This window comes from Ottowia sp. oral taxon 894, from assembly GCF_001262075.1.
Classification (GTDB): domain Bacteria; phylum Pseudomonadota; class Gammaproteobacteria; order Burkholderiales; family Burkholderiaceae_C; genus Ottowia; species Ottowia massiliensis.
Map to the genome: position 1 here is coordinate 339,579 of NZ_CP012073.1, position 13,848 is coordinate 353,426.

Below are 13,848 nucleotides of genomic sequence, written 5' to 3' on the forward strand. Positions count from 1 at the left end.
GACCGCATACGGCGCGAAGAGGAAATCCTGTATCCGCTTTACGTGCCGTTCTTGTGACGGCAACGCGGCGCAAAGCCAGGCCGCCGCTGGGCGCCTGCCTTTTGGGCAGTGTCAGACGGTGTCAGCGCAGCAGGTTGGTTTTAACGAGTTCCTTGATTTCGTCGCCTCGTCCGCTGAGGATGGCGCGCAGCATGAACAGGCTGAAGCCCTTGGCCTGTTCGGCCTTGATGACGGGGGGCATGGCCAGTTCTTGCTTGGCCGTGTGCACGTCCACCAGCACGGGGCCGGGGTGGGCGAAGGCTTCGCGCAGCGTTTCGGGCAGTGCGGCTGAGTCTTGCACGCGCCAGCTTTTGATGCCGATGGCTTGCGCCATGGCGGCGAAGTCGGGGTTTTGCAGGTCGGTGGCGTAGTCCAGGTAGCCGGCGGCCTTCATTTCCATGGCCACGAAGCCGAGCGTGCCGTTGTTGAGCACCACCACTTTCACGGGCAGGCGCAGTTGCGCCAGCGAGAGCAGCTCGCCCATCATCATGGTGAAGCCGCCGTCGCCAGACAGCGAGATCACCTGCCGTTGCAAGCTGGCGGCTTGCGCGCCCATGGCTTGCAGCAGGGCGTTGGCCATGGAGCCGTGGTTGAAAGAGCCGAGCAGGCGGCGGCGGCCATTCATCTTCAGGTAGCGCGCGGCCCAGACGACGGGCGTGCCCACGTCGGCGGTAAACACGGCGTCGTCGGCCGCCGTTTCGCTGATGAGGCGGGCCAGGTATTGCGGGTGCACGGGGCGGCCGGCGGCCGATGGCTGAGCCAGATCGTCCAGCGCCTCGCGCGCCTTGGCGTAGTGGCGCAGAGCGTTGTCCAGAAAGCGGCGGTCGCTTTTTTCAGCGATGCGCGGCAGCAGCGCGCGCAAGGTTTCGCCCACGTCAGCGGCCAGCCCCAGCGCCAGCGGGGCGCGGCGGCCCAGCGCCTGCGGGTTGCGGTCCACTTGAAAGATGGCGGCGTCCTTCGGGTAGAAGGCGCGGTAGGGAAAGTCGGCGCCCAGCATCAGCACCGCGCTGCTGTTGAGTAGCGCGTGGTAGCCAGATGAAAAGCCGATCAGCCCCGTCATGCCCACGTCGCAAGGGTTGTCCCACTCCACGAATTCCTTGCCGCGCAAGGTGTGGACGATGGGCGCTTTCAGTTTGCTTGCCAGCGCCACCAGCTCGTCATGCGCGCCCGCGCAGCCGCTGCCGGCCAGGATGGTGAGCGCCTTGGCATCTTGCAGGCGGCGGGCCAGCTCGTCCACGTCCGCCTCGGCGGGCGCCAGGCGCGGCAGGCGCGGCGGCGCCCAGTGCGTGTGCGGCGCAGGCGCGGGCAGCAGGCTCACGTCGCCCGGCAGCACCAGCACGGCCACGCCCTGCTGGCCCACGGCGGCATTCAGCGCGCGGTGCAGCACTTCGGGCATTTGCGCGGGGTTGGTCACCAGCTCCGCAAACACGCTGCATTCACGAAACAGCTCTTGCGGATGCGTTTCCTGAAAGTAGCCCAGCCCGATTTCGGATGACGGAATGTGCGAGGCAATCGCCAGCACCGGCACATGGTTGCGCTGGCAGTCAAACAGCCCGTTGATCAAATGCAGGTTGCCCGGCCCGCAGCTGCCCGCGCACACGGCCAGCTGCCCCGTCAGAGCCGCTTCGGCGCCAGCGGCAAAAGCCGCCGCTTCTTCGTGGCGCACGTGCATCCACTCAATGCGCCCGTCCCGGCGCAGGCTGTCGTTGATGCCGTTGAGGCTGTCGCCCGTTACCCCCCACACGCGCTTGATGCCCGCGTTGGCAAGGGTCTGAACCAGCAAATCGGCAATGGTGAGGCTCATGGGAAAGTTCTCCAGTCAAGAAAATAGATCCGGCAGGGTAAAAAGCGCCCTGCGCCGTGTCAATCCATCAGCCCAGTTGCTGCACTGGCAGTGGTGGCATGCCCGCGCCCGTCCAGGCGCAGCCCGGATTGGGCGTATTGCGCCCTGTTTTCGGGGGCAAATTTGAGGCCCGAAAACGCCTCTACCACATAGCCTTACGGAGCCTTACGGGACCTGAAGCTATTGGAAAAGTAGCGAAACAAGCCATGATTCGCGCGGTGTGAGCGGCTGCAAAACCGGTTTGCGGCCAGACTCCGGGCCTGTTCAAACCCTGTCCGGCCAATACCTTGATGTGGAAATTGGGGCGGCATCAGCACGAGAGCAGGAATTTCAGCCTGAAAATGAGCATCTCTATTCAGGACAAACGGGGTATATATTTTTTGGGAAATCTGATGATCAATATGAATACCATTGGCCCTGTCATGATTTTTATAATTGGCGCCATCATTTGCCTGGATAACATCAAGGTGCTATTCCGTTACTATGTTTATGGCATCACAGGCTCGATGGTGCCATTTATTGGCGGAGTGCTGCCGATGACAGGAGTTTGCCTCTTGCTGAATAAAAACCTGAATTACAAGACGGCGATTCTGCTATTTGATGTCACATTCATCTGTTGGCCACTGGCAATCATGAGAAGCATTATTTTATGGCTTGTGAAAAAGGGAGGCGGTTGAAAGTGCCCTTGCTTGGTCATGCGGATGCGCAAGCCAGCCGCAGCTTCAGCCTGGCGTGTGTTGCTCTTTTTTCGAGAGCAAATTCAAGCCCCATAAAAATGCCTTTGTCGCACAGTTTTACGGGACTCTATGCTATCAAAAAAGCAGCGAAATAGACCATGACTTTCGGGGTGTGGCGGCTGCAAAACCGTTCCCAGGCAGGCTCAGAGCAAGCTGGCAAAGATGACCACGATGATGACGGGCACCACGTATTTGACGTAGTTGAACCAGATTTTCGTGAACAGGGAATCGGGCGTGGGCGACAGCTCTTTTTTGGCCTCGTCCTTGAGCACGAAACCCACGAAAATGGCGCAGCCCAGCGCGGTGAGCATGAACAGGATATTGCCGCTGACAAAATCAAAGGCATCGAAAATGCTTTTGCCGAAAATGGAGACGTCTTTCCAGAGGTTATCGCCCAGTATGGTGGGCACGTTGCCAAAAATGAAAATGCCGCCCATCGTCAGGGTAATGGCCCAGATGCGGCTCATTCCGAATTTTTCGTGCAGCACGGTCACGAGCACTTCATAAATGGTGATGGAAGTGGTCAGCGCCGCAATCAGCAGCAGGCCAAAGAAGATGATGGCGAAGAATTTGCCCGCCCACAAATGGGAAAAAACGATGGGCAGGCTCTGAAACACCAGCGTGGGGCCGGAATCGGGCGCAATGCCAAAGGAAAACAGCGAAGGAAAAATCATGAACCCGGCCAGCACGGCGATGGCGGTATTGACGATGCCGGTAAGCACGGCCGTGTGAATAAGGTTTTCTTCCTTGTTCAGGTAGCTGGAGAGCGTGATCAGCACGCCAAAGCCCAGGCTCAGCGCGAAAAAGACCTGCCCCAGCACATAAATGAACAATTGGGGCGTGATTTTGCTGAAATCAGGCTTGAGATAAAAAACAATGCCTTCCATCGCGCCCGGCAGGGTGATGTTGCGAATCACCATGCCGATGAGAAACAGAAACAGCAGCGGCATCAGGTATTTCACTGATTTTTCAATGCCTTCGATAATACCCTTGGCGAGTATGTAGTAATTCACCATGACGAAGGCGAAGGTGTAGGCCATGATTTCCCACGGGCTGTTCGTCACGCTGCTTTCAAAGAAATTTTTCGCGGTTTCCCGGGTAATGGGCGCTGAAATGTCCAGCGCGCCGCTGGCAAGATGGACGATGTAGGAAATTACCCAGCCGCCCAGCACCATGTAATAGGCCATGATGCCGAATGCGCCCAGCAGGCCCAGGTAGCCAATGATTTTCCAGCCGGCAGGTATGTTTTTGCCTTGCGCCTGGCCGCCAAATGAATCCACCGAATTGACGTGCAGGCGGCGGCCAATGACGTTTTCCACCAGGATCATGGGAATGCCGATGAGAAACATGGCCAGGCAAAACACCAGCACATAAGCGCCGCCGCCGTTTTGCCCCACAAGGTAGGGAAAGCGCCAGGTGGCGCCAAAGCCGACGGTGGCGCCCGCCACGGTCAGCACGTAGGTGAGGCGGTTGGACCAGGTTTGGCGTTCTTTTTTTTCGGTGCTCATGGGGTTTCAGCGGAAAAAGGTTTTTGAATCGGTGCGGATGCGGCAGGCCAAAGGCAGGGTCAGCCCACCCATTTGCGGGCGTTGCGCCACATCTGCATCCAGGGGCTGGGGGCGGATGGGTCCAGGGGCGTCCAGCTCATCTGGATGTTGCGGCTTACGCGCTCGGGGTGCGGCATCATGGCCGTGAAGCGCCCGTCGGGCGTGGTCACGGCGGTCAGCCCGCCGGGGCTGCCGTTGGGGTTGCAGGGGTAGGTTTCGGTGGGCTGGCCTGCGTGGTCCACGTAGCGCATGGCGGCGATGGCCTGGGCGGCGTTGCCGCGCGCGCTGAAGTTGGCAAAGCCCTCGCCGTGGGAGACGACGATGGGCAGGCGGCTGCCCGCCATGCCCGCGAAAAACAGGCTGGGCGAGGCCAGCACTTCCACCAGGCTCAGGCGTGCTTCAAAACGCTCGCTGCGATTGGTGGTAAAGCGCGGCCAGTTTTCAGCGCCGGGGATGATGCCGGCCAGCTCGGCGAACATCTGGCAGCCGTTGCACACGCCCAGGCCGAAGGTGTCGCTGCGGCCAAAGAAGGCGCGGAACTGCCCGGCCAGCGCGGGGCTGAAGGTGATGGAGCGCGCCCAGCCGATGCCCGCGCCCAGGGTGTCGCCATAGCTGAAGCCGCCGCAAGCGACCAGGCCCCTGAAATCGTCCAGCCGCGCGCGGCCCGCGTGCAAATCGCTCATGTGCACGTCCACGGCTTCAAAGCCGGCGGCGTCAAACACCCAAGCCATTTCGCGGTGGCTGTTCACGCCCTGCTCGCGCAAGATGGCGACTTTGGGGCGGGCCAGCGCCAAGGCGGGGGCGGCAGGCGCTGGCTGCATCGCTTGCGCCAGGGCTTTGTCCAAACCTTCGCTCAAGTGCACGTGCAGGCCGCCGTCGCCGGGCGCGCCAGCGGCGGCGTGCTCGGCGTCGGCGCATTCGGGGTTGTCGCGCTCGCGGGCGATCTTCCAGCTCACGCTGTCCCATACCTGCTGCAAGTCGCGCAGGCTGGCGGAGAAGACTTCTTTCGTGTCGCGCCAGATGCTGATGCGGCCTTTGCCCACGTCCAGCGGGGCGCTGTCGGGGCGGGTTTTGCCGATGAAATGGCTGTGGCGGCTCAGGCCGTGCGCGCGCAAGGTCTGCATGACGGCGTCGCGCCCGGCGGTGCGCACTTGCAGCACCACGCCCAGTTCTTCATTGAAAAGGGCGCGCAAGGTGAGTTCTTCGCGGCGGGCGCTGATTTGCTGTGCCCAGTTTTTGGCGTCGCCCGCGTCCATGCGGCTGTCGGCAATGCCGTCGCCTTCGGTCACGAGCATGTCCACGTTCAGGGCCACGCCCACCTGGCCGGCAAAGGCCATTTCGCACACGGCGGCCAGCAGCCCGCCGTCGCTGCGGTCGTGGTAGGCCAGTATCTGGCCGCTGGCGCGCAGTTCGTTGATGGCGGCGGCCAGGCGCACCAGGTCTTGCGCGTCGTCCAGGTCGGGCACGTCGCCGCCGCCTTGCGCCAGCGTTTGCGCCAGGATGGAGCCGCCCATGCGGCTTTGGCCCCGGCCCAGGTCGATGAGAACAAGCGTCGTGTCGGCCTCGTCGCGGTTCAGCTGCGGGGTGAGCGTGCCGCGCACGTCATCCACGCTGGCAAAGGCGCTGATGACCAGGCTGACGGGCGAGACCACCTTGTGCGCCGCGCCGCCGGCATCCGTCCACTGCGCGCGCATGGACAGGCTGTCTTTGCCCACGGGAATGGAAACGCCCAGCGCCGGGCACAGCTCCAGCCCCACGGCTTTGACGGTGGCGTACAGCGCCGCGTCTTCGCCCGGCTCGCCGCAGGCGGCCATCCAGTTGGCGCTCAGCTTCACGCGCGGCAGCTCTATGGGCGCGGCCAGCAAGTTGGTGAGGGCCTCGGCCACGGCCATGCGGCCTGAGGCGGGGGCGTTGAGCGCAGCCAGCGGCGTGCGCTCGCCCACGCTCATGGCCTCGCCCGCAAAGCCGTCCAAGTCGGCCAGCGTCACGGCGCAGTCGGCCACGGGCACTTGCCACGGCCCCACCATCTGGTCGCGGTGCGTGAGGCCGCCTACCGTGCGGTCGCCAATGGTGATGAGAAAGCGCTTGCTCGCCACCGTGGGGTGCGCCAGCACCTGGATGACGGCGTTTTGCAGCGTCACGCCCGTTACGTCCAGCGCGGCGCTCGTGCGCGGCACGCTGCGCACGTCGCGCTTCATGCGCGGGGGCTTGCCCAGCAGCACATCAAGCGGCATGTCCACAGGGCTTTGCGCGCCGGCATCCGTCACCTGCAACTGGCGCTCCTGCGTGGCCTGGCCCACCACGGCAAAGGGCGCGCGCTCGCGCTGGCAGATTTGCTCAAAAAGCGGCAGCGACTCGGGCGCAATGGCCAGCACGTAGCGCTCCTGGCTCTCGTTGCACCAAATCTCTTTGGGCGCCAGGCCGCTTTCTTCCAGCGGCACGGCGCGCAAGTCAAAGCGCGCGCCACGGCCTGCATCGTTCACCAGCTCGGGGAAAGCGTTGGAGAGGCCGCCTGCGCCCACGTCGTGAATGGCCAGAATGGGATTGGCCTCGCCCAGCGACTGACAGGCGCTGATCACTTCCTGCGCGCGGCGCTGCATTTCGGGGTTGCCGCGCTGCACCGAGTCAAAGTCCAGATGCGCCGCGTTGGCCCCGCCCGCCAGCGAACTGGCCGCGCCGCCGCCCATGCCGATGCGCATGCCCGGCCCGCCCAGCTGCACCAGCAGCGCGCCGGGGGCAAATTCGGTCTTGCGCGTCAGCCGCGCGTCAATGCTGCCCACGCCGCCAGCCAGCATGATGGGCTTGTGATAGCCGCGCTGCACGCCGCCTATCCACTGCTCGTATTCGCGAAAGTAGCCCGCCAGATTGGGGCGGCCAAACTCGTTGTTGAACGCCGCGCCGCCCAGCGGCCCTTCCGTCATCACCTGCAAGGGGCTGGCCATGTGCTCCGGCTTGCCGCCCGGCGCATCGGCCAGGCCGCCCCAGAGCTTGCTGACGGAAAAGCCCGTCAGGCCCGCCTTCGGCGTTGCGCCCCGGCCCGTGGCCCCTTCATCGCGAATTTCGCCGCCCGCGCCCGTGGCCGCGCCCGCGAAAGGGCTGATGGCCGTGGGGTGGTTGTGCGTTTCCACCTTCATCAGCACATGCCGCAGCTCGCTTCTCTTTTGATAGCTGCCCGCGCCCATTCCACCAGGACTTGGGGCCGGTTTCATGCCTGAATTCGCGCCCGAGCAGGCATCCAGAGCCGCAACCACCGGCCCGAACGCCTGCACTTCGTGCCCGGCCATCACCGCCGCGTTGTCGCTGTAGGCCACCACCGTATGCGCGGGCTGCTGCTGGTGCGTGTGGCGAATCATGGCGAACAGGCTCTGCGGCTGCGCCACGCCGTCAATCACGAACTCGGCATTGAAAATCTTGTGGCGGCAATGCTCGCTGTTGGCCTGCGCGAACATCATCAGCTCCACATCCGTGGGATTGCGCCCCAGCTTGACGAAAGCTTCGGCCAGGTAATCCATTTCATCGCCGCTCAGCGCCAGCCCCCATTGGTCATTGGCCCGCTCCAGCGCCGCGCGCCCGCCCGCCAGCACATCCACATGCGCCATCGGCTCCGGCGGCAGGCTCTCGAACAGCGCGCGCGCCGCCTGCACGCCGGGCAGCACGCTCTCGGTCATGCGGTCATGCAGCAGCGCCGCCGCTGCCTCGCGCTCGCTGTCGGCCAGCGCGCCGCGCAAGCGCCACTGCGTCACCCGCTCGATGCGCCGCACCGGCAAGCCGCAGTTGCGCGCAATGTCCGTGGCCTTGCTCGCCCACGGCGACACCGTGCCCAGCCGGGGCGAGACAACGATTTCCGCGCCCGCAGCATCCGCCCCATCCGCTGCCGGCTCGCCATACGTCAGCAGCGCCCGCAGCCGCTCCAGCACAGGCTCGCCGGGCGCTGCGTCAAACGCCGCCACATGAACAAACCGCGCCTGCACGCCCGCCACCCCTTTTGCCACCGCCTGCAAGCGCGGCAGCAACTGCCGCGCGCGGAACTCGCTCAGGGCATTGCCGCCCTCGAAAAAATGAATGTGCTCGGTCATGGGGAGAAGGGCGCAGAGATGAAAAAAAGCGGGAATTCTAGGCAGCGGGCTTGCTGGCCACGGCCTGCCTGGCGCGCCCCGCCCCATGCCCGCAAGCGAAAACCCGCCCACGTCCTGGCCGCAAACGGCACGCAAGAGCGAAGCAAGCGAGCGGAGACAAGCGGGCAAAGCAGACTGTATTCGCTCCTCTATCCATAGCATGATGTCTTAGAAGAATGTGCGCAAAACGGCTTTTCCACCCTCTGCATTCGCTCCTGTTTTGATAATTCTGATGCCCCTTGCAGCACGGGCAAGCGCCCCTTGCGCCGCCCTGCCCCTGAAAACAGCCGCCGGATTTTCGATTGCGGTGCACGCCAGCAAAGGCTGAAAACGCTGAATCCATTCAGCATTCAAGCAGGTTACCTGAATGAATACAGAAAATACCGGCGCGAATGGAGCAATATGCGGCCGAATTAAAAAAGAAGCGTCTGAAATCCTTTGCCTGGCGCAATCGCAGAACATGACGGCTTCTGATTTCAGGCTGCTCTGCGCCGTTGCCTTATAACCATGCTTTTTCGATCTTCTGAAAGGAATCAAGCCATGCCCCATTTCGCCTGTGCAACCCGCGCAATATCAAAAGCAGGGGCCAGAGCAGGCCGCCTGCTGGCCTGCCTGGGCCTGGCCGCATCCGCCCTGCTGGCTACGCCCCTGTGGGCGGCGGGCGGCTCGTGCAACCCGGAAGGCACGCAAGCCGAACTCAATGCCTGTGCCGTGCAGACACTGGAGCGGGCGGATGCGGAACTCAATGAGATTTACGGGCGCATCCGGGAAGCGAACCGTGACGACAAAGTGCGGCTGCGGCAGCTTCAGGCAGCGCAACAGCTGTGGCTCAAGCAGCGCGATGCGGATTTGAAGGCGCTTTTTTCGCTGGCGCTCAATGAAAACCCGCAGGCGAAATATGGATCGGTCTATTTCATGGAATACGCCTATGCCAAAGCGCGCATGACCGAAGACCGCGCGCGCTGGCTGCGCACGGAGTTTCTGGAAAACGCGAACAAGCCCTGAAGACTTGCTTATTGCCTGGAACCACAGGCGCGGCCAGGTTTTGCGCTTGTCCGCTTTGCGTTTATTTCCGCTTGGCCAGAGGTCCGGCAAGTGTCGGCAGCGCTGCTGAAGGCGGTTTGCCATGCGGCCCTGGCAGGCTGCGGTAAGCTTGCCCGATACTGTTTTTTTGAACATGGCTTATTCCCTCAAAACCCTGGATTCCCCTGCGGGCAGGCCGCCGGCCACGCTGGCGCGCGTCTCGCAAGAGCTGCTGCTGCTGGCGGGCGCGGTGGCGCTGGCGTTTGCCGTTCTCGCGCTCACAACCTACTCGCCGCAAGATGCCGCCTGGTCCACTTCCGGCGCGGGCGGCCCGGTGCGCAACGCGGGCGGCAAGCTGGGCGCGTGGCTGGCTGATCTGTCTTACGTGCTGCTGGGCTTTTCCGCCTGGTGGTGCGTGGCTGCTGGCTTGCGCGCCTGGCTGAGCGGCGTGGCGGCATGGATGCGCGGCGCGCCCCAGCCCGCGCCGGCGCGCGGCTTTTGGCAGCGCTTGCTGCCGCGCCGCGTGGGCTTTTGGCTGGGGCTGGGGCTGCTGCTGCTGGCCAGCTCGTGCCTGGAGTGGATGCGCCTTTATCAGTGGGATGGCCTGCTGCCCGGCAAGGCGGGCGGCGCGCTGGGCGCGCTGGGCGGGCCGCTGGCCACGCAATGGCTGGGGCCTGTCGGCTCCACTTTGCTGGGCATGGCGGGCGTCATGGTGGGCGCGGCCTTGGCGTTGGACTTTTCATGGGGCCGCATGGCCGAGCGGGTGGGCGCGCTGGTCTGCGCCCTGGGCCGCGCCTTTGGCTCCCACCTTGCCCGGCTGCAAGACGGCTACGTGGGCTACCGCGCCGCCCGCCAGCGGCACGATTTGCACAAGACCGCCGACGTTCCCCCCGCCGCCGACGCGCCGCCCCCGGCCGCGCAAGCGCCCGCCGCGCGGCGCGTGGAGCCGCAGGTCATTGAACTGCCCGCCGCCACGCCCGCTCCGGCCTCTGCCGCCGCGCCCGCTGAAAGCGCCATCTTGCGCGACGCCGCCGGGCCGGTTGAAACCGTGGAGCCGCGCCCTGCGCGCGAGTCCCGCGAAGCCACGCCTGAGCGCGACACTTTTGCCGCCTTTGCCGCCCGGCACGAACCCACGCTGGACGATCTTCCGCCCTTCGATCCCGACGAGCCGCCAGGCCCTGCCCTGGCCGATGCCTTCGCCGTCCGCCCGGCGGGGCCTGCCATCACGGCGCCCGCTCCCTTGCAGCCCAGCGAGCGCGTGGCCAAAGAGCGCCAGAAACCCCTGTTCGCCGACATTCCCGACAGCCCCCTGCCGCAGGTGAGCCTGCTTGACGTCGCCCCCGTGCAAAGCGAGAACATGGGCGCCGACGCGCTGGAGATGACCAGCCGCCTGATCGAGAAAAAGCTCAAGGACTTTGGCGTGCAGGTGCACGTGGTGCACGCCTCGCCCGGCCCCGTCATCACCCGCTACGAGATTGAACCGGCCACCGGCGTCAAGGGCGCGCAAGTCGTCAATCTCGCCAAGGACCTGGCCCGCAGCCTCAGCCTCGTTTCCATCCGCGTCGTTGAAACCATTCCCGGCAAGAACTACATGGCCCTGGAGCTGCCCAACGCCAAGCGGCAGACCATCCACCTCTCCGAAATCCTCGGCTCGCAGGTCTATCACGAAGCCAAAAGCCTGCTGACCGTCGGCCTGGGCAAAGACATCATCGGCAACCCCGTCGTGGCCGATCTGGCAAAGATGCCCCACGTGCTGGTCGCCGGCACCACCGGCTCGGGCAAGTCCGTCGGCATCAACGCCATGATCCTCAGCCTGCTCTACAAGGCCGAACCGAAAGACGTGCGCCTGCTCATGGTCGATCCCAAGATGCTGGAAATGAGCGTCTATGAAGGCATTCCGCATCTACTCTGCCCCGTGGTCACCGACATGAAGCAGGCCGCCCACGGCCTGAACTGGTGCGTGGCCGAAATGGAGCGCCGCTACAAGCTCATGAGCAAGGCCGGCGTGCGCAACCTGGCCAGCTTCAACAAAAAAATCGACGACGCCCGCGCGCAGGGCCAGTTCATCTACAACCCCTTCAGCCTCACCCCCGACGACCCGGAGCCGCTGGAGCGCCTGCCCCACATCGTCGTCGTCATTGACGAGCTGGCCGACCTCATGATGGTCGTGGGCAAGAAAATTGAAGAACTCATCGCCCGCCTGGCGCAAAAGGCGCGCGCCGCCGGCATTCACCTCATCCTGGCCACCCAGCGCCCCAGCGTGGACGTCATCACCGGCCTCATCAAGGCCAACATCCCCACGCGCATCGCCTTTCAGGTCAGCAGCAAGATCGACAGCCGCACCATCCTGGACCAGATGGGCGCCGAAACCCTGCTCGGCATGGGCGACATGCTCTACCTGCCCGCCGGCGTGGGCCTGCCCCAGCGCGTGCACGGCGCCTTCGTCAGCGACGACGAAGTGCACCGCGTCGTCGAATACCTCAAATCCCAGGGCGAGCCGAACTACATCGAAGGCGTGCTCGAAGGCGGCGTGGCCGATGGCGAAGACAGCGGCGGCAGCGCCTCCTACAGCGGCGAAGGCTTTGGCGGCGGCGACGAGCAAGACGCCATGTACGACCGCGCCGTCGAATTCGTCCTCACCCAGCGCAAGGCCACCATCTCCGCCCTGCAACGCGCCCTGCGCATCGGCTATGGCCGCTCCGCCCGCCTGCTTGACTCCATGGAAGCGGCAGGCCTGGTCAGCCCCATGGACGAGCGCAACAACCGCACCATCCTCGTGCCCCCGCGCGACTGAGGCCGCCCGCGCCGCGCCAGCCCCCCGCTCATGGCCCGGCTGCGGGCAGCCCAAAAAGCGGAACAGCCCGGCAAAGCTCAAGCAGCGGGCGAAAAAGCCCAATACGCCACTTCATTTCGCTCTTCTATTCATAGCATGATGTCCTAGTGGAAACAGCGCGGAATGCCTTTTCAGCCCCTTTCAATTTGCTCCTCTTGTTGATAACCCCGCCGCGCGCTCCAACACCTGCGGACGGCTTGCAGGCGGGTCTTCAGCGCCGGGCCGCCGCCAGCGCTCCCTGCCCTTTTCTCCGCCCTTTTCTCCGCCCTTTTCCCCGCTCTTTCCTCCGCCCTTTCCCCGCTCTTTCCTCCACCCCTTGCCAAGCCACTCGCGCCACAACCCCGCCATGACCGCCCTGCCCTCCTCACCCACCCTGCTGCTGGCCCAGGCCCTGCTCGCGCGCCCCTCCGTCACGCCCGATGACGCGGGCTGCATGGACCTCATCCGCCAGCGCATCGAACCGCTGGGCTTTGTCTGCGAAGACATGAGCAGCGGCCCCGCCAGCGCGCGCGTGCGCAACCTCTGGGCCAGGCGCGCCGCCGCCCAGCCCGCAGGCACGCTGGTTTTTGCGGGCCACACCGACGTGGTGCCCCCCGGCCCGCCCGGGCGCTGGAGCAGCCCGCCTTTCGAGCCGCAAGTGCGCGGCGGCAAGCTCTACGCCCGGGGCGCGAGCGACATGAAAAGCTCCATCGCCGCCTTCATCGTCGCCGCCGAAGAATTTTTCCGGGCACAGCCGCAAGCGCCGCTGAACGTGGCCCTGCTGCTCACCAGCGACGAAGAAGGCCCCGCCACCGACGGCACCGTGGCCGCCTGCCGCCAGCTTCAGGCGCGCGGCGAGCGGCTCGACTGGTGCATCGTGGGCGAACCCACCGCCGTGCAACGCACGGGCGACATGATCAAAAACGGCCGCCGTGGCTCCCTCTCGGGGCGCCTGACCGTGCGCGGCGTGCAAGGCCACGTCGCCTACCCCCACCTGGCCCGCAACCCCCTGCACGAGCTGGCCCCCGCCCTGGCCGAACTGGCCGCCACGCAGTGGGACGCAGGCAACGACAGCTTTCCCCCCACCACCTGGCAAGTGAGCAACCTGCACGCCGGCACGGGCGCCACCAACGTCATCCCCGGCGAAGCCGTCATGGACTTCAACTTCCGCTTCTGCACCGAATCCACGCCCGAGAGCCTTCAGCAGCGCCTGCAAGCCGTGCTGCACAAGCACGGGCTGGACTTCTCCATTGAATGGACGCTTAACGGCCAGCCTTTCCTCACCCGCCCCGGCCCGCTGGTCGATGCCGCCCGCGCCGCCATCCACGCCGAAACCGGCCTGCAAACCGAGCTATCCACCAGCGGCGGCACCAGCGACGGCCGCTTCATCGCCCGCATCTGCCCCCAGGTCATCGAACTCGGCCCGCCCAACGCCACCATCCACCAAATCGACGAGCACATCGCCCTGGCCGACCTGGAGCCGCTCAAAAACATCTACCGCCGCATGCTGGAGCGCCTGGCCTGCCAGCCCGCCCCGGCGCAGAGTTAGCCCCAGACAGGGCCTGCCGCCGCCTTGCCATCTTTGCTATTTTCCGCTCCTTGATTGATAGCAAGATGTCCTAGTCAAACCTGCGCAAGACGGCGTTTGGAACCCCTGAATTTGCTCCTCTTTCTGATAAACCCCGGCCCAGCGCCACGAGCCGCGCCGCCCTCGCCAGCGCGCCCGCCTGCC

The 13,848-nt window shown here is 64.9% G+C and carries 8 protein-coding genes; 4 read left to right on the plus strand and 4 right to left on the minus strand.

Going from position 1 to position 13,848, the window contains the following annotated elements:
* Positions 1-121: 121 nt before the first annotated feature.
* Complete coding sequence (poxB, locus tag ADJ79_RS01425; RefSeq protein ID WP_050714466.1) at positions 122-1,843, minus strand: ubiquinone-dependent pyruvate dehydrogenase; 1,722 nt, start codon at positions 1,841-1,843, stop codon at positions 122-124.
* A gap of 380 nt (positions 1,844-2,223) precedes the next feature.
* On the opposite strand from poxB, the gene ADJ79_RS01430 reads away from it, so the two are divergent.
* On the plus strand, positions 2,224-2,559 hold the full coding sequence (locus tag ADJ79_RS01430; protein ID WP_156303948.1) for a hypothetical protein: 336 nt from the start codon (positions 2,224-2,226) through the stop codon (positions 2,557-2,559).
* 203 nt (positions 2,560-2,762) lie between these two features.
* On the opposite strand, the gene ADJ79_RS01435 is transcribed toward ADJ79_RS01430, so the two are convergent.
* From ADJ79_RS01435 to ADJ79_RS13765, 3 genes are all read right to left on the minus strand, one after another.
* Positions 2,763-4,127: a sodium-dependent transporter gene (locus ADJ79_RS01435; protein ID WP_050714468.1), complete on the minus strand. Its 1,365-nt coding sequence runs from the start codon at positions 4,125-4,127 to the stop codon at positions 2,763-2,765.
* Positions 4,128-4,186: 59 nt separating this feature from the next.
* The gene (gene purL / locus ADJ79_RS01440; RefSeq protein ID WP_050714469.1) at positions 4,187-8,242 is read right to left on the minus strand and encodes a phosphoribosylformylglycinamidine synthase; all 4,056 of its coding nucleotides are present in this window, start codon (positions 8,240-8,242) and stop codon (positions 4,187-4,189) included.
* A gap of 207 nt (positions 8,243-8,449) precedes the next feature.
* Entirely contained in the window at positions 8,450-8,830 is a 381-nt protein-coding gene (locus ADJ79_RS13765) for a hypothetical protein (RefSeq protein ID WP_172673998.1), read from the minus strand.
* Here ADJ79_RS13765 and ADJ79_RS01445 point away from each other — a divergent pair.
* From ADJ79_RS01445 to dapE, 3 genes are all read left to right on the plus strand, one after another.
* A complete protein-coding gene (locus ADJ79_RS01445) occupies positions 8,822-9,286 on the plus strand; it encodes a lysozyme inhibitor LprI family protein (protein ID WP_050714470.1) in 465 nt (154 codons plus the stop codon). The genes ADJ79_RS13765 and ADJ79_RS01445 overlap by 9 nt on opposite strands.
* A gap of 172 nt (positions 9,287-9,458) precedes the next feature.
* The gene (locus ADJ79_RS15610) at positions 9,459-12,098 is read left to right on the plus strand and encodes a DNA translocase FtsK (protein ID WP_050714471.1); all 2,640 of its coding nucleotides are present in this window, start codon (positions 9,459-9,461) and stop codon (positions 12,096-12,098) included.
* A gap of 385 nt (positions 12,099-12,483) precedes the next feature.
* Positions 12,484-13,665: a succinyl-diaminopimelate desuccinylase gene (dapE, locus tag ADJ79_RS01455; protein WP_050716331.1), complete on the plus strand. Its 1,182-nt coding sequence runs from the start codon at positions 12,484-12,486 to the stop codon at positions 13,663-13,665.
* The last annotated feature ends 183 nt before the right edge of the window (positions 13,666-13,848 follow it).

Excerpts from the sequence above, each read along its gene's own strand:
- ADJ79_RS01435 (WP_050714468.1), bottom strand. The coding sequence starts at position 4,127 with ATGAGCACCGAAAAAAAAGAACGCCAAACCTGGTCCAACCGCCTCACC.
- ADJ79_RS01430 (WP_156303948.1), top strand. The coding sequence starts at position 2,224 with ATGAGCATCTCTATTCAGGACAAACGGGGTATATATTTTTTGGGAAAT.
- ADJ79_RS13765 (WP_172673998.1), bottom strand. The coding sequence starts at position 8,830 with ATGGGGCATGGCTTGATTCCTTTCAGAAGATCGAAAAAGCATGGTTAT.
- ADJ79_RS15610 (WP_050714471.1), top strand. The coding sequence starts at position 9,459 with ATGGCTTATTCCCTCAAAACCCTGGATTCCCCTGCGGGCAGGCCGCCG.
- purL (WP_050714469.1), bottom strand. The coding sequence starts at position 8,242 with ATGACCGAGCACATTCATTTTTTCGAGGGCGGCAATGCCCTGAGCGAG.
- poxB (WP_050714466.1), bottom strand. The coding sequence starts at position 1,843 with ATGAGCCTCACCATTGCCGATTTGCTGGTTCAGACCCTTGCCAACGCG.
- ADJ79_RS01445 (WP_050714470.1), top strand. The coding sequence starts at position 8,822 with ATGCCCCATTTCGCCTGTGCAACCCGCGCAATATCAAAAGCAGGGGCC.
- dapE (WP_050716331.1), top strand. The coding sequence starts at position 12,484 with ATGACCGCCCTGCCCTCCTCACCCACCCTGCTGCTGGCCCAGGCCCTG.